This is a genomic window from Streptomyces sp. NPDC026301 (genome assembly GCF_055567935.1).
Window position 1 is genome coordinate 31992 of the sequence record NZ_JBVHPN010000020.1, and the last position, 23907, is coordinate 55898.

A 23907-nucleotide genomic window follows, 5' to 3' on the forward strand; every position below is an offset into this window, starting at 1 on the left:
TATGGACTGGATGCTCGAGGAATTGGCATCCAGCGTTCCGCAGACTCGTAATGTCGTGGTGCTGTCCTCGGACGGCTTGTGCATGGCGCAGTTCGGTACGGACAAAGACACCGCAGACCGCCTCGCCGCCGCCTGCGCCGGACTGCAGAGCCTGTCGGCGGCCGTCGCCACGGAATTCCCGCACGGCGACGGGCGGATGAAACTCGTGGTCATCGAGGTCGACGGCGGCTTCTTCTATCTGATGGCGGCCGGCGCCGGAGCGTATCTGGCGGTGCTGGCCGACGACGACGTGGACGCCGGGCTCATGGGACAGCGGATGCGGGACCTGGTCGCCCGGATCGGCCAGCACCTCACCAGCCCGCCGCGGGCCGACCGGCAGGTTCCATGAGCGACCCGGAGCAGCCACAGCGCGCGGCCTGGGAAGAGGGCGGTCCCGAACGGCTCTACGTCCTCACGTCCGGCCGGAACCGGCCCGACAAGAGCTCCCCGCTGGACATGGTCACGCTGATCGTGAGCCGCAACGAGGCCAGTGTCAGCATGCAGCCCGAACAGGCCGCCCTCATCGCCATGTGCGACTACCCGCTGTCCGTCGCCGAGATCTCCGCCCACCTGCACCTGCCGGTCAGTGTGATCACGGCGCTGCTCACGGATCTGCTGGCGAGCGGCCACGTCGAAGCCCGCGCACCGGTCCCGGCCGCGTCGTTGCCCGACGTCGAACTTTTGGAGGCGGTGATGCATGGACTTCAAAATCTCTGAATCCGGTGTCGGACCCAGGAGCGAGGACGCCCTGCCGGCTTCGGTCACCTCGGCGGTGAAGGTGGTGGTCGTCGGCGGCTTCGGAGTCGGCAAGACCACCCTGGTCGGTGCGGTCAGCGAGATCCGGCCGCTGACCACCGAGGAGACCATGACCCAGGCGAGTGCCGGGGTGGACGACATCGCCGGCATCGAGCGCAAGTCCGAGACCACCGTGGCGATGGACTTCGGCCGGATCACCCTCAACGACGAATTGGTGCTGTACCTGTTCGGCACCCCGGGCCAGCAGCGGTTCTGGTTCCTGTGGAACGGCCTCTTCGAAGGCGCGCTGGGCGCCGTGGTCCTGGTCGACACCCGGCGGCTGGAGGAAAGCTTCGATGTGATGGGCCGACTCGAGGAACGCGGTGTGCCCTTCGTCGTCGCCATCAACGCCTTCCCGGACGCCCCGTGCCACCCCGTGTCCGAGCTCCGAGCGGCCCTGGACATCCCCGATGCCGTACCCGTGATCGATTGCGATGCCCGCAACCGGGTGTCCAGCCGTGATGCCCTGCTGGCCCTCATGCGTTACCTGCACACCCTCACCACCACGACCCCGGAGCAATGGTGACCGCCTCCTTCCCCGACCCGCCCCGCGCCACGTCAGCATCAAAGCCGCCTCCGTCGTGCCCGGCACACTCCCGGTTCGGAGATCTTTCCGGACTCGCGCACCTCCTCGGACCCGAGGCGGCCAAGGACCCCATGGGGCTGTACGAGAGCCTGCGCGCCAAGCACGGGCCCGTTGCGCCCGTCCTGCTGGACGGCGGCCTGCCGGCCTGGATCGTCCTCGGCTACCGCGAGATCCTGGAGGTCGCCGGTACCCCCTCCCGGTTCAGTCGCGACTCCCGCACCTGGCGCTGGTTCAAGGAAGGCCGGGTGCCGCCGGACTTCCCCCTGCTCCCGATGATCGCCTGGCAGCCGGTCTGTCTGTTCCTGGACGGTGCGGAACGCGACCGGCTGCGCCTGGCGGTCACCGACAGCCTGGAGCGCTTCAACCGGCGCGGAATCCGACGCCAGATCACCCGCTCCGCGCATCAGCTGATCGACAGCTTCGCCGACCGGGGAGAAGCCGACCTGGTGGGCGAGTTCTCGGAACAGCTGCCCATGCTCGTCCTGACACAGCTCCTGGGAATGCCCGACGAGTACGGCCCGCGGCTGGTCGAGGCCAGCAGAGACATGGTGGCGGGCACCGATACCTCGGTCGCCAGCAACGAGTTCATCGTGGAGACCCTCCAGCAGCTCGTACGGCGAAAGCGCGGAAACCCCGGCCACGACATCACGTCCTGGCTGATCGAGCACTCCTCCCAGCTGACCGATGAGGAGGTGTGGAATCACCTGCGGGTCATCCTCATCGCCGCGAACGAAACCACGGTCAACCTCCTCAAGAGCACACTGCGGATGGTGCTGACCGATCCCCGCTGCCACGCGTCGCTGGCCGGCGGGCAGATGACCCTGCCCGACGTGGTGGAGCAGGTGCTGTGGAGCGAGCCGCCGCTCATGACCATCCCCGGCCGCTGGGCTGCCGTGGACACGGAGGTCGGCGGCCAGAAGGTCGAGGCGGGGGACATGCTGCTGCTCGGCCTGGCCGCCGGGAACCACGACCCGGCCGTCCGGCCGGACCCCACGGTTCCGCTGCACGGAAACCGTTCGCATCTCGCCTTCAGCAGCGGCCCGCAGGAGTGTCCAGGGCAGAACATCGGCCGTGCCATCACCGACACGGCCATCGACACCCTGCTGGCACGGCTGCCCGACGTGGGCCTGAGCATCCCCGAGGAGGAACTGCGCTGGAAGTCGGGCTGGATGACGCGCCACCTGATCAGCCTCCCGGTGACGTTCACCAGGCCCCGGTCGTCCGGAACGGACGGCGGCTCGGGTCCCGCTGCCGGACTCCCTGTTCCGTCCGCGCTTCCCTCGGCTCCGGCTCCGGCCCTGGTGCCGTTGCCGGCGCAGGCCCCTGCGCCGGTGCCGGTCCCGGCGCAGGCCCCCCGGAGGCGCGTACGCCGGTGGGACTCGCTGAAAGCATGGCTGCGCATCCGGTGACCCGGAAATGAGGACAGCGCCCTACGTGCTCCGATGGCCGATGGTCAGGGCCGATGGTCAGGACGCCATCGGGCTGTCGGAGCACAGGTCCGCAACCGCCGATTCCATGCGGTCCAACGCCTCTTCCAGCACCCCTCGGGAAGTGGCATAGCTGATACGGATATTGCCTTCGGCGGCCGGACCGAAGTACTCGGGTGTGTCGCCCACCACGGCGACCCGGGCTTCCGTCAGCAGAAACTCTCCCATCGCTTTACTGCTCAGCCCGGTGGAAGAGATGTCGGGAAACAGGACGAACGTCCCGTCCGGGCGACCGCAGGACATGCCCGGGATCGCGTTCAGCCGTGCCACGCAGTAGTTCCGCATCTCGTGCAGATGCTGCACGAAGGCATTCCGCCAAGGCCAGCCGTGCCGCAGTGCCGCCAGGGCTCCGACCTGAGTGAAGGGCGTCAGGCTGTACGCGGCACCGAGACGCTGGAAGGTGAGTTGCAGGTTGTTCGCCGCTCGCGCATTGGGGGCGAGCACGAATCCCATCCGCAGCCCGGGCAGCGCGAAGGTCTTGGAGAGCCCGGTAACCGTGTAGATCTGCCGGCTGTTCGCGGTGTCCAGGCTCGCCATGCTGACATGCGTCGCGGGCGGGTACACGATCTCGCCCCATACCTCGTCGCAAAGTATCGGCACACCATGCATGTCCGCTATCTCCGCTGACCTGCGCAGCGTCGCCTCGGTGAAGACCGTACCCAGTGGGTTGTGCGGATTGCACAGACAGATCAGGGCGGTGCGCGGAGTTATCAGAGAGGCGAGCCGGTCCGGGTCGAACTGGCCCGTGCGCTTGTCCATCGGGCAGTGCACCCGCCGGGCCCCCGCGGCATCGATTGCTTGACCGAACAGCAGATCAACAGGGTCCAGCAGAATGCACTCGTCGCCTTCCGCACAGAGAAGACGCACCACTCCCCAGAGCGCGGACGCCGTGCCGGCGGTGAGCACCACGCAATCGGGGTCCGCGTTGATCCCGTAGCGTGTCTCGGCCACCTCGGAGAATGTTTCCCGCAGTTCATCGAGTCCCGCAGGTGGCGCATAGGGAAAGTGGCCATGGGCAAGAGACAGGGCGATGGCGTCCCTGACCACCTGGGGCCCCGGGAAATCCGGTTCCGCCGCCGTCAACGGGATGACATCGGGTGGCTGAGCACCCCACCGGATAGGCGATTGCTGTCGCAACAGATCCGGGCGGACCCGCGCGTCGTCGAACAGCGACCCGAGTGGTCCGGGCGTGCCCTGGAACCGCATCGGGATCAGCCTCCTTGATATCGGGCAGGCGGATACCGGTCGTACAGTTCCGAGGACCAGTACGTGGCCAAGTGGGGGCGGCCCTGGTACACACGCGCTGAGGCGTATGTGTGTATCCCACGCCCGTCCGACAGCGGACGGCGGGCCATGTGATTCAGCAGTGACCGGTAGCGGCAGCCGGGAAGCCCCATATCGTCCATGACGGAGCTGATGCGATCGCGCATTATTCGGTCGCTTTCCGCATACAGCCACAGCGGGACGTACACCGTAGCGGACACAGGGATATGCCCGCCGGTCGACGTAAAAGTCAGATTGCTGACCAGGGGCTGCTCCTTGAGCTCGCCGGCTCGTCCGGTCAGCCTACGACAGAAATTTTCCAGGAGACCGCTCTCATGCTGAGCGGAGATCTCCATGCGAGCGTCCAGCTCCGCCGGAGAGACATCGTAGTGGCGGAAGTACACCTTGATGCGCGACTCGGGGCCGTCGACCAGGTCGAGACCGAAGTAGACGATTCGATCGAGGTCGAAACCCCGGTGAGCATATGCGCTCACCGCCGTCCACGCCTTACCGAATCCCAAACGCTCCATTGCCTCGCGGGTCCGCTCGACGCCGGTCATGGCGTCATTCGCGCTCGGGTTCAGATAGACCTTGAACTCGGGTGGCCCGGTCGGCGCGAAAATGGCGGCATACATCATGGCGAAACCGGTCGGGTCGTCGTCCGGCAGGAACAGGTCCGACACTGCCGCGAGTCGGCTGTCAGCGGCATCGAACTCGCGGGTCAGCCCTTGCGTGAGGTCGAGGGCCGACTGCTGTGCGGCGAGAGTGCTCGGCTCGTCCGGAATGGCCTCCACGAGCACCCGGATCTTCACGCAACCGGCCGAAAAGGCCGCAGAAAACTCGATCGGCGAACCATCGGCACATACATCCGACTGCCAATCCGGTTGCTCCGCGATCGCCCTTTCCCCCCACGGCGAAAGCATCCTCCGAAGAACCTTTGTCCCCGTCTCGACATCCATGCCCGCACTGTCGAGGAGGCGCGTCGCGGTAGCAATCCCATAATCCCGGAATGTCACGCCCACAGACGATCCCCGAGAATTAGTCTGCATAGACAACATGGAATCCCCTCCCTGTCTCTCAATTCTTCAGCAGCTGCCGTTGATTTCTTCGGGGCCCGGTCTTATTACCCTACAAATAACGAAGAATCTTCCGGGTCGACAGCGGCGCGCGGGGGGCTCGCGAGAACGTTCCGCGTGGGCGGCGCACGCCCTCGTCTGACGGATGTGCCGGTCAACGCCCAGAGAGGCAGGAGCGGACTCATGGGGTCCGGGTATCGGGTACGCCGTGTGTGAATGTGGGACAGCCTTTTGGCCGCCGGGTGTTCAGGCCCGGGACGTCGGTGCGGCGAGCTCGGCCAGGTGGTGCAGCGAGTTGCTGAGATGCTCGGGGCCGAACGGCGGGAACCGGAGGTACTCCCGGATGGACTGCGGCACCGCCGACCAGTCGTAGGTGAGCGTGACCTCGGTCTCGGACGGACCGAGCGGCGCAAGGTCATAACGCCAGAGCCAGCCGCCGAACTCCAGGCGACCGTCGTCCCTCTCCGTCCCCGTCAGCCAGCCGATGGCGCGCGGCGGGTCGAGCACCTGGACCTTGTTGGCCACCTGATAGTCACCGTTCGGGTGGTTGGCGTGGTACATGTCCATCCGGAAGATCTGCCCCACCTCGGTCAGCGGCGCCCGGTCGACAACGTCCGAAACCCAGCCGGTGCCATCGATCGCAGCGTGGGTCGCCGGGTCCGCCAGTACCGCGAACACCCTCGCGGCGGGCGCGGCGACAGTCAGCGTGGCGCTCACGTTCTCCTGGTCCACGGCGTGCACGCTCCTTGTCCTCTCCTCTCGCGCCACCCGCGGGCGCGGAAGGGGAACGTCTCGGGGGCGGGGGAGGAGGCGGCTTCTTCCGCGGCTCAGGCTACGCCGACGACCGCGGCGGCGGCCCTCGGTCGGCCGCGATCCGCCGCGATCCGCCGCCCGTCATGCTCGTCGCCGCCGGACACGCCTGACCTGCGGAATTCCTCGATGCCGCTGGTCTGCGGTTCCCGTAGCGAGCAATCAACAGTCGTTCACTTCCCGACCAATACCGCCTGTCGCCTGCGCAACCAAGGTGCCATGACCTCCACTGCCTCACTTTCCAAGGCAATGCCGCGCCTGCGCGACCGACACTCGAAGAGCACCCCTTACCCCCCTTCTGCGGAAAACCGCATCGACGGCCCCCTGTGGCGACGAATTCCGCAGGCGTAGAGGCCTTGACGCTCCGGATCTCGTCGGGCTTCTATATGCGCCGGGAGCAGATCAGCTCACCGGCCGCCCCGTCATCGGACGATCAGCCGCCGGTCAGCTCGGAAGCACGACCCAGCCGTCCCGGAGGCGATAAGGCTCCCGCCATCACATGCACATTCCAGTCGATCGGAACCGCTCCATGACCGACATCCTCAGCCAGCCACCCACCGGTGACCGCACCGCGGTGACCACCGACGCCGTCGACGCCGCGGGCCAGGACAGCCCGAAGACGCTGAAGCGTTCGATCGGCGTCGTCGGCGGCACCCTGCTGACCCTGTCCTGCGTCACGCCCGCCTCCACGCTCTTCGTGGTCGTGCCCGACCTCTTCGCCGACCTGGGTACGTACACGGCCCTGACCATCGCGATCGGTTCCGTCCTCTGCATCGCGGTGGCGTTCTGCTACTCGGAGCTGGGCACCCTGATCCCGAGCGCCGGCGGCGAGTACGCCATGGTCTCGACGCTGACCGGGCGGCTGGCCGGCTGGCTGGTGTTCGTCCTGTCGCTGCTGGTCGTGATGATCGTGCCGCCGGTGATCGCCATGGGCACCGCGGACTACCTCGCCCCCCTGGTTCACATCCCGGCACCGATCGCCGGTGCCGCGGTGATGCTCCTGGCAACCCTCGCCGGCCTGCTGGACCTGCGCGCCAACGCCTGGATCACCGGCATCTTCCTGGTCCTCGAGGTCATCGCCGCGGGCGTCGTGGCCGTACTGGGCTTCGCGCACACCGAGCGCGGCGGCTCCACCCTCCTGCACGGCACCGTCGCCGGCCCCACCGGCGCCCCCGGCCCGGTCACCGCCCTGCTCATCGTCTCGGGCCTGGCCATCGCCCTCTTCGTCACCCAGGGCTTCTCCACCGCGGTCTACCTCTCCGAGGAGCTGGAGGACCCGCGCCGCAACGTCGCCCGTACCGTGCTGGCGACGCTGGCGATCTCCACCGCCGTCATCCTCGTGCCGGTCATCGCCATCACCCTCGGCGCCCCGAGCCTCGCGGCCCTGACCTCGGGCGACATCGGCACCATGGTCACAGCCTGGAGCAATTCGGCGGTCGGCACCTTCGTCAGCCTCTGTGTCGCCCTGGCCATCATCAACGCCGGAATTGTCATGGTCATCCAGAATTCCCGCGTGCTGTTCGCCTCCGCCCGCGACAAGGCATGGCCCCAGCCGGTCAACCAGGCGCTGTCCCGCCTCGGCCGCTTCGGCTCCCCGTGGGTCGCGACCCTGCTCGTCGGCCTCCCCGGCGCGGCCCTGTGCTTCGTCAACCTCGACACGCTCTACGGTGTCACTGGCGTCTCCGTCAGCGGCATGTACCTGCTCGTCGCCGTCGCGGCACTGGCGGCCCGGCGCGGCGCCCACAAGAAGATGGCCGCCTGGCGGATGCCGCTGTGGCCGGCGGTGCCGCTGCTGCTGATCGTGGTCCTCGTCTACATCCTCAGCCAGCAGGAGACGCAGTACCTCCTGTGGACCGGCGGCATCATGGCCGTGGCCACCGTCTACTGGGCCGGCTACCTCCGCCCCCGCCAGGAAACCCACTGGCTGGTCACCCTCCCGGAGGACACCCTCCTCCCGGAAACCGCCACCGAGCCGGCGGGCGCCGGTGCGGCCGACACCCCGGCCGAAGCGACCGCCGAGACCGTCAGCGAAAAACTTTAACGCTCATTCCAGAACTGCTACTCTCTCGATCATGTCCCGTCCCAGGGGTTTCGACCTCAACCACGCCATCGATGCCGCCATGGCCGCGTTCTGGAGCAAGGGGTACACCGCGACCTCTGCCCAGGACCTGGTCGACAGTACGGGTCTTGGGCGCGGCAGCCTCTACAACACCTTCGGCAGCAAGCGCGACCTGTTCGTCGCCGCGCTGCGGCGGTACGACGGCGAAAACACGTCCCGGCTGGTGGAGTTGCTGGAGGAGGGCGAAGGCCCGGCGCCGGACCGGATCCGGGCGGTGCTGATGAGTGTGGTGGACGAGGAGGCGGCCGAGGTTCCCGAGCGCCGGGGCTGCCTGGTGGTGAACTCCGCGATGGAGCTGGCAGGGCAGGACGCGGAGGTCACCGATCTCGTCCGACGCACGTTCGTACGCATGGAGGAAGCGCTGAGTGTGTGCATCCAGCAAGGTCAGCGCGATGGGGTGATCGGCGCGGATCAGGACCCGCGCTGCCTGGCGCAGTACCTGCTCAACTCCATGTACGGGCTGCGGGTGTTGGGCAAGGTCGCCGACCGGCGGACCCTGACCGGCATCGTCGACAAGACCCTGCTGGCTCTCTAGCGAAAAGGCCGACGGAAGCGTCGGCCTTTTCGCTGGGCAAGTTCTGTAACGTTCGTTCAAAAGTGAGGAGCGTCGATGCCTGTCGCCGTGTACGTCCTCGGACTGACCGTGTTCTGCATCGGGACGACCGAGTTCATGATCTCCGGGCTGCTGCCGGACCTGGCCGGGGATCTGTCCGTATCGGTGCCCGCGGTGGGCCTGCTGATCTCCGGCTACGCGCTGGGCGTGGTCATCGGCGGCCCGGTGCTGACGGTCGCCACCTTGCGGATCAACCGGAAGACCTCGCTGACCGGCCTGTTGGTGCTGTTCGTCGTGGGCCAGACCATGGGCGCCTCGGCGCCGGATTACGGGGTCCTGATGGCGGGCCGGGTGATAGCCGCGCTGGCACAAGGGGCCTTCTTCGGTATCGGCTCGGTGGTGGCCGTGGAGCTGGCGGGGCCGCGGCGGCGCGGGCGAGCACTGGCGATCATGTTCGCCGGCCTGACCGTGGCCAATGTCTTCGGGGTCCCCGCGGGAACCTTCCTCAGCCAGCACGCCGGATGGCGGGCGAGCTTCTGGGTGGTGGACGCCCTGGCCGTACTGGCGCTGCTCGGCGTGACCCTCCTCGTACCGCGCCGGCCCAACGGGCCGCACGTGGGGGTACGTGCGGAGCTCGCCGCCTTCCGCAATCCGCGGGTCTGGGTGGCGCTGACCACCTCGATGCTGACCCAGGCGGCCATCTTCTGCTGCTTCAGCTACCTCTCGCCGCTGTTCACGGACGTCAGCGGCTTTTCCGAGGGGGCCGTGCCCCTGCTGCTCGTGCTCTTCGGCGTCGGCTGCTTCGCCGGCAGCGTCCTGGGGGGAAAATTCGCCGACCGGTACCTGCTTCCCAATCTGTACATGGGCACCGGCGCCATGGCCCTCGTCCTGGCCGTGCTGACCGTCACCGCGCACAGCCGCACCGCCACTGTGCTGAGCATCGTCGTCTTCGGTGTGGCGGCGTTCTCGATCAATCCCGCCCTGCAGGCACAGGTGATGCGGGAGGCCGGGGACGCCCCGACGCTGGCCACCACGACCAACACCTCGGCGTTCAACGTCGGTAACACCATCGGGCCGTGGATCGGCGGCAGCGTCATCAGCGCCGGCCTCGGCTATACGGCCCCCGCCTGGGCCGGGGCCCTGCTGGCTCTGGGCGGGCTGGGGGCGGCCGCCGTCTCCGGCGTGCTGCAACGCCGGGCGGGCCACGCACAACAGCCGTTGCCGGCCACGGCTGCCCTTGAGCGCTCCGAGGCCTGAACAGCCGGATCACCCGCAATATTCATCAGTCGATACGCACATTTCACACCAGATCACCAGGAGCATGCGACATGACTGACACCGCCATCACCCAGCCCGTCATCGCGGTACTGGGCACCGGCATCATCGGAGCGCCCGTGGCCCGCAATCTGAGCCGGGGCGGTTTCACCGTACGGGCGTGGAACCGCACCAGGAGCAAGGCCGAGGCCCTGGCCGCCGACGGCGTGCATGTCGCCGGCACCCCGGCCGACGCGGTGGAAGGCGCCGACATGGTGCTGACCGTCCTCAGCGACGGCCCCCGGGTCATCGAGGCCATGGAAGCGGCCGCGCCCGGCCTGGCCAAGGGCACCGTGTGGGTACAGCTCAGCACCGTCGGCGAGGCCGTTGACGAGCTCGCCGCCCATGCCGACGAGGCCGGGCTGGTCTTCGTCGACGCTCCTGTCCAGGGCACCCGCCGCCCGGCCGAAACGGCCGAACTCGTGGTCATGGCCGCCGGTCCGCAGAGCATGCGCCCCGCCCTGCAGCCGGTCTTCGACGCCATCGGTTCGCGCACCCTGTGGGTCGGCGAGGACGGCACCACGGGCGCGGCCAGCCGCCTCAAGCTGGTGCTCAACACCTGGGTGGTGGCGCTGACGCACGGGGTGGGCGAGGCCCTTGCCCTGGCCGGGCGGCTGGACGTCGACCCGCGGCAGTTCGTCGACGTCGTCACCGGCGGGCCGATGGACAACGGCTTCTTCCAGGGCAAGTCCGCTGCCATCCTCGCGGACGACTTCACCACGAGCTTCTCGGTGGACAACGCGGAGAAGGACGCGCGGCTGGTACTGGAGGCCGCACGGCGCACCGGCATCCGCATGGACACCGTCGAAGCCGGGCACCAGCGCTTCCGGCGTGCCTCGGCTCAGGGCCACGGCGACAAGGACATGGCCGCAGGCTATTTCGCGAGCTTCGGAGCCTGACCCGGCCGGGTCCACTGCGGATGCGCGCCCTCAGTTTTCGATCGAGGCTGTGTGGAACGCGTCTGGGTGTACTGCAGTCGTGGACGAGGGAGGTGGTGTCGTGGCCAGCTTGAGCAGCCGAGTGCTGTTGCTCGTCGCGTCGGCGTTGGGGCACCGGATGGGGTACCGGGACCTGGACGAGGTCCGGCGGAAGGTCGAGCGGCAGCAGCGGCGGCCCGCCGTGTTCGGGCCGCCCAAGCGGCTGGACCGGCACTGCCGGGTGACGGCTCACTTCCGCCACGGGTGGCCCTGTTACGAGGTCGTCCCGCGCGACGGTGCCGTGCGCAGGCAGGTGCTGTACCTGCACGGCGGTGCCTACATCGAGGAGATCGGCGACAACCACTGGAACCTGGTCGAGGAGCTGGTGACCAGTGGTGCCGCGCGGGTGGTCGTACCGGTGTATCCGCTCGCGCCGCGCGGCACGGCCTCCGCCGTCGTCCCCGAGCTGACCGTACTGGCGGGCCGGCTCACCGGTGAGGGGACGGCCCCCACCGTCTTCATGGGCGACTCGGCCGGCGGCGGGATGGCCGTGACGCTGGCACAGCGGCTGCGGGACACGGGCGGCACCCCGCCGGACCAACTGGTGCTGATATCCCCGTGGTTGGACCTCGTACTGGACAACCCCGGCATCGCAGGGCTGCAGCCGCACGATCCCATGCTGGCGACGGAGGCGCTGCGGTACTGCGGTGCCCTGTGGGCGGGCGAGCTGGAGCTCGCCGATCCGTGGGTGAGCCCACTGAACGGCGACCTGGCGGGGCTTCCCCGTACGACGGTGTTCGCCGGGACGCGCGACATCCTCACCGCCGACGCCCGCCGCTTCCGCGACCTGGCGGCGCGCGAGGGGGTCGACGTGGACTTCGCCGAGGGGGTGGGCCAGATCCACGTCTACCCGCTCTGGCCCACCGCCGAGGGCCATCAGGCCCGTCGCCACCTGCTCGCTTCGCTGCCCGGACCCGAGCCGTCCCGCCACTCGTCCCTCGCGGGCCCGGACGGCGCCCGCCGCTCACCGCGCCGGTCACTGCCCCGCGACCGGATCCGAGAGCTGCTGGCGCACAGGGGGCGATGAGCGCCGTACCGCCGCGCGCGTCAGCTCAGCGTGCGCAGCATCGAGGCGTCGAACGGTACGAGGTCGCCGGTGCGGCCCTCGAAGATCTTGGCGGCCCACTCCGGGTCGCCGAGCAGCGCCCGGCCCACGGCGACCAGGTCGAACTCGTCCCGCTCCATCCGGTCCAGCAGCCGGTCGATGCCGGCGACGCCGGCCTGCTTGCCCTGGAACGCCTGGATGAACTCGTTGTCGAGACCGACGGAGCCGACGGTGACCGTCGGGAGACCGGAGAGCTTCTTGACCCATCCGGCGAGGTTCAGGTCCGAGTCCTCGAACTCCGGCAGCCAGTAGCGGCGCGTCGAGCAGTGGAAGGCGCTCACGCCCGCAGCGGTGAGCGGCGCCACGAGCGCGTCCAGCTCCTCCGGGGTGTCGGCGAGCCGGGCCTCGTAATTGCCCATCTTCCACTGCGACATCCGGAAGAGGATCGGGAAGTCGGGGGAGACCGCCGCGCGGCAGGCCGCCGCTATCTCGGCGGCGAAGCGGGTACGGGCCACGGGGTCGCCGCCGTACGCGTCGGTGCGCTGATTGGTGCCCGACCACAGGAACTGGTCGATGAGGTAACCGTGCGCGCCGTGCAGCTCGACGCCGTCGAAGCCGAGCCGCTCGGCCGCGCGCGCCGCGTCCGCGAACGCCGCGATGACGTCGTCGAGGTCGCGCTGCGTCATCGCGTGCCCGGACGGCGTGCCGTCGAGGCCGAGCCCGGACGGGCCGGACGGCGGGGCATCGGGGAACGGCGGCGCGCCCGCCTGCCGGGCCATGCCCACGTGCCACAGCTGCGGCATGATCGTGCCGCCCGCCGCGTGCACCCCGTCCACGACCCGCTGCCAGCCGTCGAGCGCGTCCGTACCGTGGAAGCGGGGGACGGCGCCGCTGGTCCCGGCGGCCGGGTGATCGACGTACGTACCCTCGGTGATGATCAGGCCGACGCCGCCCGCGGCACGGCGCGCGTAGTACTCGGCGACATCGGCGCCCGGGACGCCGCCCGGCGAGAACTCGCGGGTCATCGGCGCCATGGCGATGCGGTTGGGCACGGTCAGCCCGCCCAGGGAGAAGGGGCGGGAGAGCACCTGGGCCGCGCGGGCGGCGGGGTCGCTGGATGACACGTGTGGTTCTCCTCGGTTGTGACGCGATGGGAGAGCGCCGCCGGGAGGCAGGCGCTCCGTTGTTCGGAACACCCGCCGCCACCATGGTCATCCGTATTTCACTGTCGCCTGCGCCACAGTGGCCCGTGCAGGCGCCAGGTACCGCCAAGTACCGCCAGGTACCGGAAGGCTGCTCAGGAACCGACGGCGATGTGCTCCGCCGCCCACGCGGCGAGCTCGCGGCCGCACTCCGTCACCGACTCCTGCCACGTCCTGGCCGCGTCGTCGCCCGCCTCGTCGCTGACGTGCTTGACGAGGCGCACCGGCACGCCGGCCTGCTGCGCGGCGGCCACGACCGCGTACCCCTCCATGTCCACCAGCGCGGCGCGCGCCGCGAGGCGGTCGCGGGCAGCGTCGTCGGCGATGAAGGAGTCGCCGGTCGCCAGTACCGGTCCGCCCTCGTCCGCCAGGTCCAGCGGCGCGCCGTACGTCTCGCCCGTCAGCGCGGCCAGCATCGGGCTGTCCAGGTCGTGCTGGATGACCGAGCCGATCACATGGGTACCCCGCCAGCCCGGGCGCAGCGCGCCGGCCGTGCCCAGGTTGACTATGCCGGAGGGGCGGGGGCCGCGCGCCAGTACGGTGGCGAGCGCGGTCGCCGCGTTGACCTTGCCGATGCCCGTCAGCAGGACCGGGAAGTCGGCGCCGAGGAACTGCGCCTCTTCCTTGACGGCGACCACGAGCAGCGGCCGGTCGGCAGTGATCTCTCCTATGAGTTCCATGGACGTCACGCTAACCTCACACGTTTTGGCCCCGGCTGCCGGGGCGGGCCCCTGACCAGCACGCCGGCGATAAAGTGGCAGCCGCATCGACGGCGGACGAGGGGTGGAATGGACATCCGCAGAGGGCTCGGCGGACTCGGCCGCGCGGCGCTGCCGAGCATGACGCTGCTGCGTGAACTGACCGACCAGATCGTGCTGGACACGGTGTTCGAGCAGGCGCCCATCACCCGCGCCGAGGTCGCCCAGGTGACCGGCATCTCCAAGACGACCGTCTCGGAGGCGGTGCGCCGCCTGGAGGGCGCGGGTCTGCTGCTGCCGGCCGGCGCCCAGACGGGCCGGCAGGGCCGGGTGGGTACGTACTACAAGGTGGCAGCGGACGCCGGCTTCGTCCTCGCGGCCTCGCTGGACTCCACCGAGGTACGGCTGACCGCCGCCGACCTGTTCGGCACGCCCTTCCACGAGACCTCGGTCCCGCCCGCCGCAACGGGGAAGCCCGCCGACGCGGCCGGACAGCTGCGCACGATGGTGCGCGACGCGATCGCCGGCAGCCGCGGCACGCGCGGCCCCCTGCTCGCGGTGGGCCTGTCCGTGGCCAACCCGGTCGACCCCGGCACGTCGGCGGTGATCCCGCTGCCCGAGACGCCGCACCCCGCCGGTCTCTTCCAGCCCCGGGAGGCGCTGGCCGGCGTGACCGACGCGCCGCTGCTGGTGGAGAACGACGTCAACCTCGCCGCGCTCGCCGAGCGGTGGCACGGCGCGACGGGGGAGGCCGGCAGCTGTGCGTACGTCCACATCGGTGCCGGGATGGGCATGGGCCTGGTGATCGGGGACGAACTGGTCCGCGGCGCCCGGGGGATGGCCGGCGAGATCGGTTATCTCGGCGGGAGCCACGGCCGTACGGACGGCCGCCACGGCTTCGCCCGAGCGGTCGCCGAGGGCTTCGCCATGGGCGGTACCGGCTCAGGTGCCGGCTCGGGCACCGGCACAGGTACCGATGGCGGAACCGGCGGTGGGGCGGCCGGGCTCCGCGGCCCCGCCGCCGTCGAAGCCGCCCGCGCGATCCTGGACCGGGCCGCCGGGGGCGACCCCGAGGCACAGGCCGTGGTGGAACGGGAAGGCCGCACCATCGGTGAGGCCGTCGCCGCCGTCTGCGCGGTCGTCGACCCCGAACTCGTCCTGCTCGGCGGCCCCATCGGCGCCCACCCCGCGCTGCTCGCACCGGTCCGCGCCACCGTCGACGCGCTCGCGCCGCTGGCCCCGCGCGTGGAGACCGGGACGCTGGGCGCGAACGCCACCCTCCGCGGCGCCCTCGCCCTCGCCGTACGCCGCGGCCGCACGGACCTGTGGGCGCGCGCCAACAGCTGACCGGCCCTGGCGCCTCGCCGGTCAGCCGTCCGGTACCGCGTCCGGTCAGCCGTCGAAGCCGAGGCCGCGGCGGCCCGCCTCGTTGAGCTGATCGACGGTGAAGCGGCCGGTCCAGCCGCGTTCGTAGTGCTCCTCGGGGAAGTCGGCGGGGCTCGACCCGGTGACGAACGCTTCCCGCACGCTCGCCGCGTACTCCTCGTTGCGCGGACACCAGGGAGCCGCGGGGATGTACATGACGTTGCCCCAGCCCTGCTGGCCGGTGACCGGCGCGACGCTGTGGATCATGTCGCAGTGCCACCAGACGGAATCGCCGGCCTTGACGTCGGGGATGCCGGTGAGGGCCTCCATCAGCAGCGGATGCCACTTCTCGCTCGCGGGGAAGACCTGATGGGTGGTGACACCGCACATGTCGTCCTCGGGCACGTCCGGCAGCAGCGGACGCAGCATCAGATACGCCATCGCCTCCGGGATCGGCACGGTGTGCAGGACGCCCTGGTCGTGGTCCATGTCCGACAGCGCGGTCCAGCCCTGGAACGTACGGAACGCGGAGCACATCGTGGAGCCGGGGTACTGCGGCCCGGCGGTGCGGTGCGCCGCGTCCCAGGGGTCGTACTCCTCGACGCTGCCGTCGAACAGGTGGCGGAAGGCCAGCTGGTACGCCTGCGTCATCCACAGGTCCAGCGTCCCGGGGTCGCAGTGCGTGCCCAGCCCACCGGAGTCGGTGCCCGGCGGACGGCGCCGGATGCGGTCGGGATACATGGCGTCGCGGTCCGGCTCGAACCACCGCACGCCGTCGGACTCGTGCTTCCAGAGGGAGTTGAGGAAGGTCTGGACGCGGGCCATCCGGTCGCTCTGCCGGGCCTGCATCTGGGCGTTCGACCAGTAGATCGGGTAGATCTCCGGCTTCGAGCCGACGCTGCCGAAGAAGTCGTCGCCGGGCCCGGCGTAGTTCTCGAAGAACTCGTTCCGCTCGACGTACTCGACGATGTCGGCGTCCCAGGCGAGGGCCTGCTCGCGGTCGAAGTGGCCGCGCACGACCAGGCAGCCGCGCCGCTCGAGCTTGTCGAGCAGGCCGGCGGGCACGGTGCCGTGCGCGATGTCGGCGTAGTCGATGACCGGCCACACCTCCTCGCCGCGCTCCTTGTCGGCCGCGATCTCGGCCACCCGGGCGGCGACCCGGCGCTCCACGACGGCGAAGACCTCCGCGACGCTGCGCCCGGAGGCCTCGATGCGGGCGCGCAGGGCCGGCTTGATCCGGCGGATCGCTGCGGACAGGTCCTCGGGAACGGCCTCCCAGTGGGGCAGCGCGGTATCGGCGGACATGGCGGACTCCTCGGGATCGGTCCTTCGGGAAGCTTTGGTCAGGGCTCCTGACTAAAGCAACGTAACGCCCGGGGCCGCCTGCGGATACCGCACGAACAGAATCCCGTGCACGTCCTCGCCGTGCGGCGCGCTGTAGACGTGCGGCGCGTCGGCGCGCCAGTGTGCGTACTCGCCCGGGCCCGCCGTCTGCGGCTGCGCCGGCTCGCCGACCACGGCCGTGCCGGTCAGCACCATCAGGCTCTCCGACGTGCCTGCGATGTGCGCGGCGGATTCCTGCACGCTGCCGGCGGCGATGCGGATCCGGAAGATGTCGGTGACGGCCGGCGGCTCCTCGAAGCGCTCGATGAGGACCGCGGTGACGGCGCTGCCGGAGACGCCCGCGCCCTGCGCCTGAAAGGCGTGCGGCGGCTGGTCGCTGAGCACGGCGCTGAGCGGGCTGTTGAGCGCGGTGGTGAGCGCGTACAGCGTCTCCAGGGTGGGGTTGCGCTGTCCGCCCTCCAGCTCCGAGAGCGTCCCCTTGCCCACGCCGGAGCGCCGGGCCAGTTCGGACAGGGACAGGCGTTGCTGCTGGCGAAGCTCCCGGAGCCGGCGCCCCACCTCGTCGTTCAGGCCCATGCCGCGCGCGTCCGTTCCCGTCTTCGAAAGGTCATTGACGAGCGACCAGCCTACTCTCTACCGTTCCACAAACAGAACGTTCCATAAAGAGAACAGCGGACGCTCTGAAGGACCGACTGAGAACAACGAACGGTATGTCCCTGATGGCTATGGCTCGAATACGCGCTGCCGCCCCGCCCTCCGCGGTCGTCGCGGGACTGATCGCGGTGACCGTGGGCGTGACCAGCTCGGCCGCCCTCGTCTTCACCGCCGCCAAGGCGGCCGGCGCGGACTCCCGCGAGATCTCCTCCTGGATGCTCGCCCTCGGCGTGGGCCTGGCGTGCACCTGCATCGGCCTGTCCGTGCGCTACCGGGCGCCCGTGGTGACCGCCTGGTCGACGCCTGGCGCGGCCCTCCTGACCACGAGCCTGAGCGGCGTGTCGATGGCCCAGGCCGTGGGCGCGTTCCTGTTCTCCGCGCTGCTCATCCTCGCCAGCGGGGTGACGGGCTGGTTCGCCCGTGCCATGAACCGCATCCCCGTGCCGATGGCGGCCGCGCTGCTCGCGGGGGTCCTGCTCCAGTTCGGTACCGGCCTCTTCACCACCATGCACGGCAGCTTCGCCGTGGCCTTCCCGATGTTCGTGGCGTACCTGCTCGGCCGTCGGCTGCTGCCCCGTTACGCCGTACTGCTCGCCCTCGCCGCCGGCGTCGTCGCCACCGTGTTCACCGGCGGCTGGCACGCGGAGCGGGTGCGGCTCTCCGTGGCCACGCCCGTGTTCGTCACCCCGGACTTCGACTGGAAGGTACTGATCAGCGTCGGCGTCCCGCTGTTCGTCGTCACCATGGCCTCCCAGAACCTCCCCGGCGTCGCGGTGATCCGTGGCGCGGGCTACGACGTACCGGTCTCGCCGCTGATGACCTGGACCGGCACCGCGAACCTCCTCCTGGCGCCGTTCGGCGCGTACGGCCTCAACCTCGCGGCGATCACCGCGGCCATCTGCACCAGCGAAGAGGCGCACCCCGACCGCCGCAGACGCTATGTCGCGGGCGTCTGGGCCGGCGTCTTCTACCTGTGCGTCGGCGTCCTCGGCGCGACGGTGGCGTCCCTGCTCGCCGCCATGCCGCACGCCCTCGTCATGGGCATCGCCGGCATCGGCCTGCTCGGTACCGTCACCAGCTCGCTGGCCACCGCACTGTCCGACACGGCGTCCCGCGAAGCGGCCGTCGTCACCTTCCTCGCCACGGCCTCCGGCGTGACGCTGCTGGGCATCGGCTCGGCCTTCTGGGGCCTGCTCGCAGGCGTCCTCACGAGCGTGATCCTCTCGGCGGGGCGCAAGCGGCGGAAGCCGGACGACCCCGCATCGGGCGCCACCCCCACCGCCCGCTCGCCCCGCCTCACGACGCGTACCTGACCACCGCACCCTGATCGCCGCGCCCACCCGTCCGTGCCCGCTCAACCGCCCCCGTTGCTTGCGGCCTTGTCCGAGTGGACCTGCTTGTGCACCGCCCGCGCGAACCACTGTTCGCGGACGAGCGGTTTGAGTTCGCGGCGCACCCGCCAGGGAACGCCGAGACGGGCGGCCACATCCGTCGCCAGAGCGAGGCCGACGAGGACGCGGGAGCGGCGGTCGGGAACGCCGCGCTTCAGCGCGCCGTGGAAGGCGGCGAGCACCTGGCCGTGCATCCCATGATCGCGCACGTGGTAGCGCCGGTACGGGAAGAGGCCGAGGGCGCGCCGCTCCTCCAGCCGGATCGCGTCGCGGGCGACGAGGGCATCCGCGGCGAGCCGCTCCGCCCGCTCTCCGTTGCGGCGGAGCCACCTCTGCAGGTGCTCGCCCTTGCCCTTGCCGGCGGAGCCGCGGGAGGCGGCGGCGAGGCCGTCGAGGAACGGATCGAGCAAGGGCTGTCCGGTGCGCAGCGGACGCGGGACGACGATTCTGCCCCGTTCCTCGGCCACGCTGCCGTACTCCTCCAGCTCGGCCAGTACCGCGGCGGCCAGGCCGTAACGGAGATAAGGGGACCGGACGCGGAACCTGGAGCGGTCGGGGTTCAGGCCCAGGAGCAGCAGTTCCTCGGCCATCGTCAGCTCGGTGGCAGGAGGCATCGTCATAGCAGGGAGGACGCAGCCATGGCGATCACGGTTGCGACGGTCATGGTGGTCAGGGCGCCTCGGAGCGGACGAGGATGACGGCATAGCGGCATTCCTGCTCGGTGCGGTTGGCGAAGGCGCGCGGGGCCGGGGTGCCGAGCTCGATCGTGTCGCCCGCCGCGAGTTCGTGGGTCTCGTCGCCCTCGTGGAAGGTGAGCCGGCCGTCCAGTACCCAGACGATCTGCTGTACGAAGGCGAACGCCGCGGCCGGATACGGTACGTGCGCGCCGGCGGGCAGCCGGATCTCGGCGAGCTCCGCGGGGAACCGCGGAGAGGAGAGCTGGCGGCGGCGGTACCCGGTGGCCGGGTCGCGCCACTCCGCCGCGTCCACGGCGCCGCCGTGCTTGCTGTCCCCACCGCCCGTGGCGTTCCCGCCGTCCGTGCCGTCCGTGGCGTCCTCCGCCATCGCGAGCAGCGACGAGACGCTGATGCGGAAGGCGCCGGACAGCTTGCCGAGGACGACGGCGGTCGGGCTGCTCTCGCCGCGCTCGATCCGATGGACCATGGCGCGTGAGACGCCGGAGGCATCGGCCAGCTGCGCCAAGGTCCACCGGCGCCGTTCCCGTTCGGCACGTACCCGTGCCCCGATCCGGGTCACCAGAGGATCTATTATATGGGACATGCATCCAATATATGAGAAGGAGCAGGGAGCGGCGGTCGCAGTGGCGGAAGCGGCGGCGGTGCGTCCGGCGCGGTCCGGTGACCTGGACGCCATTCTCGCCATTCGCAACGATGCGATCGAGAACTCGACCGCATTGTGGACGGAGACGCTCCAGACGCCCGCCGAGGGCGCCGCCTGGCTCGCCGCGTTCCTGGACAAGGGCGCGGCGTTCGTGGCCGAGCACGCGGGCGAGGTCGTCGGCTTCGCGGTCTACGAACCCTGGCGGAAGCTGGAGGGCTTCCGGCACTCGGCGGAGAACTCCGTCTACGTCCGTACCGACCGGCACGGACTGGGCGTCGGCTCCGCGCTCCTGGCCACCCTCATCACCTCCGCGCGGGCGGCCGGCTACCACGTCATGATCGCCGACATCGAGTCGGGCAACGCCGCCTCGATCCGCCTGCACGAACGGTTCGGCTTCCAGGACGTCGGCACCGTGCGCGAGGTCGGCATCAAGTACGGCCGGTGGCTGGACCTGACGATCATGCGCCTCGCGCTGGCCTGAGCCCTGGCCGCCCGCGGCGCAGCCCGCCCACTGCGGCGAGCGCGAGACAGCCGCTGATCGCGGCGATGGCGAGACCGGTGCGGTGGAGGCCGCCGTCGGTGGAGTGGCTGCCGATGAGCAGGGCGAGCATCGCGGAGGCGAGGTTGGCGCCGACGTACTGCGCGGTGCGGTACAGCCCGCCCGCCGCGCCCGCCTGGGCGGCCGGCGCGGCCTGGTAGACGGCGTTCTGGTTGGCCATCGAGTTGTAGCCGTTCGGGATGCCGAGCACCAGGCACAGCAGGACCAGCAGCCATACGGGGGAGGAGTGGTTGGGCAGCGTCAGCAGCAGCCCGCCCGCCGCGAGCACCACCGAACCGATCAGGAGCAGCGGGCCGGGCCCGCGGGTCTTCTGCACCCGGGTGGCGGTGAGCGTGGAGACGATGCCCATCAGAGCCAGCGGCAGCATCACCAGCCCGGCCCCGGAGGCGCCCAGGTCCCGGGACTCCTCCAGCCACTGCGGCAGCCCGTAGAAGATGCCGTAGTACGCGGTGTACGTGGCGATGGTCCGTACGTACGTGAAGGACAGTGCGCGGTTCGAGAGCAGCCGCAGGTCCAGGAACGGCACCGGGGCCCGGAGCGAGCGCCACACCGTGCACAGCCCGGCGGCCACCGCTCCGCCCAGCGCCCACCAGTACGGCGTCTCCGCGAGCGACAGCAGCCAGTACATGAGCAGGCCCATGGCCGCCACGAACAGCAGCATCCCGGGGAGGTCCAGCTCCACGACGGTCCGGCGCAGCGCACTGTTCTTGCGTACGGGGTCGGCGGGGGCCCACAGCAGGATGGCGGCCGCGCCGATCACCGTCAGCGGCACGTTGGCCCAGAAGATGCCGGACCAGCCGAAGCCGCCGACCAGCACGCCGCCCAGGGTCGGGCCGAGCGCGACCATGACCTGCGAGCAGACCGTGAGCGCCGCCAGCGCGTTGTGCGAGTCGGCCCGCATCCGGTCGGCGGCGCGGCGGACCATGGCGAGCCCGCAGGGGTACTGCGCGGCGGTGCCGATGCCGATGACGACGCGGCAGGCGACCAGTACGCCGACGGAGGGGGCGAAGGGGGCGGCGAGCGAGGCCAGGGCGACCAGGGCCAGCCCCGCGAGCGACACCTTGCGCGGGCCGAGCGTGTCGGCCAGCCGGCCGGCGGCCGGGGCGGCCACGGCGGTGGCGAGGTAGAGGCCGGAGACCAGCCAGGCGGTCGCGGGTCCGGCTCCGAAGTGCGCCTGGATGCCGACCAGGGCGACCGCGATCATCGAGGAGTTCAGCGGCTGCAGGATCGTGCCGAAGGCGATGGGGCCGACCATGCGCTGCGGCAGCTGGGGCCGTTTCTCGGTCGGGACGGCGCCGCCCTGGTCTTCAGCCTTGCTGGGTATTTCGGCGCCGGAAGCGCGAGCGGAATCAGGGGAGGAGGGGGAGGGGGACACGGGGGCGGTCCATTCTGGTGGCGCGGGAGAGGAGTACGGGGGAGGACCGCACCCTCAGCCCGAGGGCCCCGGCTCCCCGTCCTCGGGGGCGGCGGCCAGCCGGTCCAGCAGCCGGGTGGTGAGCAGCAGCAGATCGCGCTCCACGTCGTTGAGGTGGGCCGCCATTGCGCGGGCCAGCCAGACGTCCTTGCGCGCGCGATCGACCCGGATCAACTCCCGGCCGCTGTCCGTGGCGTGCAGCAGCGTCTGTCGTCCGTCGGCCGGGTCCGGGCGGCGGTCGACCAGGCCCAGATCCACGAGCCGGGTCACCGGGCGCGCCATCGACTGCGGGGTGACGCGCTCCGCCGCGGCCAGCTCGCTCGCGGTCGCCGGCCCGTCGCGCTCCAGCCGCCCCAGTACGGCCATCGTGCCGAGCGTCAGCTCACCGGGCGGGCGCTGCGCCCGTAGGCGGCGCGCCATGCGCATCAGGCTGTTGCGCAGTTCGACGGCCGCGTGATCGAGCTCTTCGCCGGAGGACATCTCTTCAGCATAGTTCAAGAGTGTTCACCGCGGTTCGCCATGCGCATGGTGAAGATCAGCTACGCTGACCGCTGCCGGAGCGACCGCAGACCGCAGGACCGCAGGGGGAGACATGCGCACCAAGCAGCGACTGATACAGGCCGGGCTGACGGCACTTCTCGTGGCGGCGCTCGGCGCCTGCGGAGCCGGAGCGGACGGCCACCGGGGGAGCGACGGCGGCAGTCACGGTACGGGCAAGAGCGCCCAGGACGCGCGGCCGCACTCGGACGGCGTCACCGGGCTCCGGGCCGGCGTCCGCCACGTCACCAAGAAGACGGTCAAGGCCACCCGGCCGCACAAGGTGAAGAAGTGCACGCTCGCCACGAAGCGGGTCAAGCACACCAAGCGCAGCGGCCGCACGAAGAAGACGTGGTACACCACCGAGCGGTACGACAAGTGCCGGAAGGTCCGGCAGGGCACGGAGACGTACCGGCGGGTCGTCCGGCCGGAGCGGTGGTGCGTGAAGCTCGACGACGTCAACGGCCGGCGCGGCAAGGACGACGTCTGGTACCGCGTTACGCACGCCACCTACACCACCGCGCTCGGCAAGGACGAACACGACCGGATGCGGTTCACCCCGACCCGGACCGGCTGCTGACCCGGCGTCCGAGAACCGGCCTACCTCCCTTCTCCTCGGTCCGTGCGGACCCCTCCTCGATCCGTGCGGAGAAGTTCTTGATGGCTTCTTCATAGGTTCTTCATCGGTGCGGCTCTACATTCGGCGCGTCCGGCCTCGGTGGGCCGGGCGGTGGCCGAGGGATGAGGAGTGCGGGGATGGGTTCGCGTCGGTGGTTCGGGGGACGGCTGCTGGTCGGGGCGGTGTCGGTGGTGGCGCTGACGGTGACCGGCTGCGGGAGCGACGACGGCGGGGACGACATCGCGTCCGCCGGGAACGGCAAGACCGGCGCCAGTGCGTCCAAGAGCGGCGCCAGTGAGCTGGCCGAGTACGTCGAGGGGCAGCGCAAGTGGGTCAAGTGCCTGCGTGACGCGGGACTCGACGTGCCGGACCCGGACGCCAAGGGCCGGGTCGACTTCGGCGACAACGCCAAGTGGAAGCGCGACCAGAAGGCCCTGCAAGCGCAGGAGAAGTGCGCGGACCTCAGCCTGCCCGTCCCCGACAGCGTCCAGCAGGAGCAGCAGCCCGAGCTCTCCAAGGAGGAGATCGGGAAGAACCGGGAGTACGCGAAGTGCATGCAGGAGCACGGCGCTGCCGACTTCCCCGACACCGGTGAGGACGGCCACTTCCGGGACGTCCAGTGGGATTCGACGTCGGCGGGTGCGAAGCGGGCCGCGCGCAAGTGCGCCTCGATCATCGGCATCCCGGACAACGCGCCCACGCCCAAGGGCTGACAGGAA

25 protein-coding genes are annotated in these 23907 nt (G+C 70.4%); 14 read left to right on the top strand and 11 right to left on the bottom strand.

Annotation, left to right across the window (positions count from 1 at the left end; all coding sequences use genetic code 11):
- Position 1 precedes the first annotated feature (1 nt).
- The 4 genes from ACZ4MH_RS28815 to ACZ4MH_RS28830 are packed head-to-tail and all read left to right on the top strand — an operon-like array spanning position 2 to position 2829.
- The gene (locus ACZ4MH_RS28815) at positions 2–388 is read left to right on the top strand and encodes a roadblock/LC7 domain-containing protein (protein ID WP_351587503.1); all 387 of its coding nucleotides are present in this window, start codon (positions 2–4) and stop codon (positions 386–388) included.
- On the top strand, positions 385–756 hold the full coding sequence (locus tag ACZ4MH_RS28820; RefSeq protein WP_351587467.1) for a DUF742 domain-containing protein: 372 nt from the start codon (positions 385–387) through the stop codon (positions 754–756). The genes ACZ4MH_RS28815 and ACZ4MH_RS28820 overlap by 4 nt, the downstream gene beginning before the upstream one ends.
- Positions 737–1360, top strand: coding sequence for a GTP-binding protein (locus ACZ4MH_RS28825; protein WP_351587465.1), 624 nt, complete (start codon positions 737–739; stop codon positions 1358–1360). The genes ACZ4MH_RS28820 and ACZ4MH_RS28825 overlap by 20 nt, the downstream gene beginning before the upstream one ends.
- A complete protein-coding gene (locus ACZ4MH_RS28830) occupies positions 1354–2829 on the top strand; it encodes a cytochrome P450 (RefSeq protein WP_467754758.1) in 1476 nt (491 codons plus the stop codon). The genes ACZ4MH_RS28825 and ACZ4MH_RS28830 overlap by 7 nt, the downstream gene beginning before the upstream one ends.
- A 57-nt stretch (positions 2830–2886) precedes the next feature.
- On the opposite strand, the gene ACZ4MH_RS28835 is transcribed toward ACZ4MH_RS28830, so the two are convergent.
- The 3 genes from ACZ4MH_RS28835 to ACZ4MH_RS28845 form a co-directional block, all read right to left on the bottom strand.
- Positions 2887–4113 (bottom strand): pyridoxal phosphate-dependent aminotransferase, encoded by a 1227-nt coding sequence (locus ACZ4MH_RS28835; protein ID WP_351587461.1) that lies wholly within the window; start codon positions 4111–4113, stop codon positions 2887–2889.
- 5 nt (positions 4114–4118) lie between these two features.
- The gene (locus tag ACZ4MH_RS28840; RefSeq protein ID WP_351587459.1) at positions 4119–5129 is read right to left on the bottom strand and encodes a tryptophan dimethylallyltransferase family protein; all 1011 of its coding nucleotides are present in this window, start codon (positions 5127–5129) and stop codon (positions 4119–4121) included.
- A gap of 363 nt (positions 5130–5492) precedes the next feature.
- On the bottom strand, positions 5493–5978 hold the full coding sequence (locus tag ACZ4MH_RS28845; RefSeq protein ID WP_351587457.1) for an SRPBCC domain-containing protein: 486 nt from the start codon (positions 5976–5978) through the stop codon (positions 5493–5495).
- 607 nt (positions 5979–6585) lie between these two features.
- Here ACZ4MH_RS28845 and ACZ4MH_RS28850 point away from each other — a divergent pair.
- The 5 genes from ACZ4MH_RS28850 to ACZ4MH_RS28870 all read left to right on the top strand — a co-directional run bounded on the left by ACZ4MH_RS28850 (position 6586) and on the right by ACZ4MH_RS28870 (position 12046).
- A complete protein-coding gene (locus ACZ4MH_RS28850; RefSeq protein WP_351587455.1) occupies positions 6586–8097 on the top strand; it encodes an APC family permease in 1512 nt (503 codons plus the stop codon).
- Positions 8098–8128: 31 nt separating this feature from the next.
- Positions 8129–8710: a TetR/AcrR family transcriptional regulator gene (locus ACZ4MH_RS28855; RefSeq protein WP_351587453.1), complete on the top strand. Its 582-nt coding sequence runs from the start codon at positions 8129–8131 to the stop codon at positions 8708–8710.
- A 75-nt stretch (positions 8711–8785) separates the two neighbouring features.
- Positions 8786–9985 (top strand): Cmx/CmrA family chloramphenicol efflux MFS transporter, encoded by a 1200-nt coding sequence (locus ACZ4MH_RS28860; protein ID WP_351587451.1) that lies wholly within the window; start codon positions 8786–8788, stop codon positions 9983–9985.
- Between the two features lie 20 nt (positions 9986–10005).
- On the top strand, positions 10006–10941 hold the full coding sequence (locus ACZ4MH_RS28865; RefSeq protein WP_351587501.1) for an NAD(P)-dependent oxidoreductase: 936 nt from the start codon (positions 10006–10008) through the stop codon (positions 10939–10941).
- Between the two features lie 100 nt (positions 10942–11041).
- Entirely contained in the window at positions 11042–12046 is a 1005-nt protein-coding gene (locus ACZ4MH_RS28870; protein WP_351587449.1) for an alpha/beta hydrolase fold domain-containing protein, read from the top strand.
- Between the two features lie 20 nt (positions 12047–12066).
- Here the strand turns inward: ACZ4MH_RS28870 and ACZ4MH_RS28875 are convergent, their stop codons facing one another.
- Positions 12067–13188, bottom strand: a complete 1122-nt coding sequence (locus tag ACZ4MH_RS28875) for an NADH:flavin oxidoreductase (RefSeq protein WP_351587447.1) — start codon at positions 13186–13188, stop codon at positions 12067–12069.
- A 173-nt stretch (positions 13189–13361) separates the two neighbouring features.
- A complete protein-coding gene (locus ACZ4MH_RS28880) occupies positions 13362–13946 on the bottom strand; it encodes a nucleosidase (protein ID WP_351587445.1) in 585 nt (194 codons plus the stop codon).
- A 108-nt stretch (positions 13947–14054) separates the two neighbouring features.
- Between ACZ4MH_RS28880 and ACZ4MH_RS28885 the strand changes: the two genes are divergently transcribed.
- The gene (locus tag ACZ4MH_RS28885; protein ID WP_351587443.1) at positions 14055–15311 is read left to right on the top strand and encodes an ROK family transcriptional regulator; all 1257 of its coding nucleotides are present in this window, start codon (positions 14055–14057) and stop codon (positions 15309–15311) included.
- A gap of 45 nt (positions 15312–15356) precedes the next feature.
- Here the strand turns inward: ACZ4MH_RS28885 and ACZ4MH_RS28890 are convergent, their stop codons facing one another.
- Positions 15357–16634: a DUF1479 domain-containing protein gene (locus tag ACZ4MH_RS28890; protein WP_351587441.1), complete on the bottom strand. Its 1278-nt coding sequence runs from the start codon at positions 16632–16634 to the stop codon at positions 15357–15359.
- Between the two features lie 51 nt (positions 16635–16685).
- Positions 16686–17249 carry a helix-turn-helix domain-containing protein gene (locus tag ACZ4MH_RS28895; protein WP_351587439.1) on the bottom strand — a complete coding sequence of 188 codons (564 nt, stop codon included), beginning with the start codon at positions 17247–17249 and terminating at the stop codon, positions 16686–16688.
- A gap of 149 nt (positions 17250–17398) precedes the next feature.
- Between ACZ4MH_RS28895 and ACZ4MH_RS28900 the strand changes: the two genes are divergently transcribed.
- Positions 17399–18640 (top strand): benzoate/H(+) symporter BenE family transporter, encoded by a 1242-nt coding sequence (locus ACZ4MH_RS28900; RefSeq protein WP_467754759.1) that lies wholly within the window; start codon positions 17399–17401, stop codon positions 18638–18640.
- 41 nt (positions 18641–18681) lie between these two features.
- On the opposite strand, the gene ACZ4MH_RS28905 is transcribed toward ACZ4MH_RS28900, so the two are convergent.
- Together ACZ4MH_RS28905 and ACZ4MH_RS28910 are read right to left on the bottom strand one after the other, a co-directional pair.
- The gene (locus ACZ4MH_RS28905; protein WP_351587437.1) at positions 18682–19338 is read right to left on the bottom strand and encodes a GOLPH3/VPS74 family protein; all 657 of its coding nucleotides are present in this window, start codon (positions 19336–19338) and stop codon (positions 18682–18684) included.
- 49 nt (positions 19339–19387) lie between these two features.
- On the bottom strand, positions 19388–19999 hold the full coding sequence (locus tag ACZ4MH_RS28910; protein ID WP_351587435.1) for a helix-turn-helix domain-containing protein: 612 nt from the start codon (positions 19997–19999) through the stop codon (positions 19388–19390).
- Here ACZ4MH_RS28910 and ACZ4MH_RS28915 point away from each other — a divergent pair.
- Positions 19998–20540 carry a GNAT family N-acetyltransferase gene (locus ACZ4MH_RS28915; protein WP_351587433.1) on the top strand — a complete coding sequence of 181 codons (543 nt, stop codon included), beginning with the start codon at positions 19998–20000 and terminating at the stop codon, positions 20538–20540. The two genes, ACZ4MH_RS28910 and ACZ4MH_RS28915, sit on opposite strands and share 2 nt — an antisense overlap.
- Here the strand turns inward: ACZ4MH_RS28915 and ACZ4MH_RS28920 are convergent.
- Entirely contained in the window at positions 20518–21993 is a 1476-nt protein-coding gene (locus ACZ4MH_RS28920) for an MFS transporter (RefSeq protein ID WP_351587431.1), read from the bottom strand. The two genes, ACZ4MH_RS28915 and ACZ4MH_RS28920, sit on opposite strands and share 23 nt — an antisense overlap.
- A gap of 54 nt (positions 21994–22047) precedes the next feature.
- The gene (locus ACZ4MH_RS28925; protein WP_351587429.1) at positions 22048–22512 is read right to left on the bottom strand and encodes a MarR family winged helix-turn-helix transcriptional regulator; all 465 of its coding nucleotides are present in this window, start codon (positions 22510–22512) and stop codon (positions 22048–22050) included.
- A 112-nt stretch (positions 22513–22624) separates the two neighbouring features.
- Here ACZ4MH_RS28925 and ACZ4MH_RS28930 point away from each other — a divergent pair, with 112 nt between their 5' ends.
- Together ACZ4MH_RS28930 and ACZ4MH_RS28935 are read left to right on the top strand one after the other, a co-directional pair.
- Positions 22625–23149: a hypothetical protein gene (locus tag ACZ4MH_RS28930; RefSeq protein ID WP_351587428.1), complete on the top strand. Its 525-nt coding sequence runs from the start codon at positions 22625–22627 to the stop codon at positions 23147–23149.
- Between the two features lie 176 nt (positions 23150–23325).
- Positions 23326–23901 (top strand): hypothetical protein, encoded by a 576-nt coding sequence (locus tag ACZ4MH_RS28935; protein ID WP_351587426.1) that lies wholly within the window; start codon positions 23326–23328, stop codon positions 23899–23901.
- Positions 23902–23907: the final 6 nt, after the last annotated feature.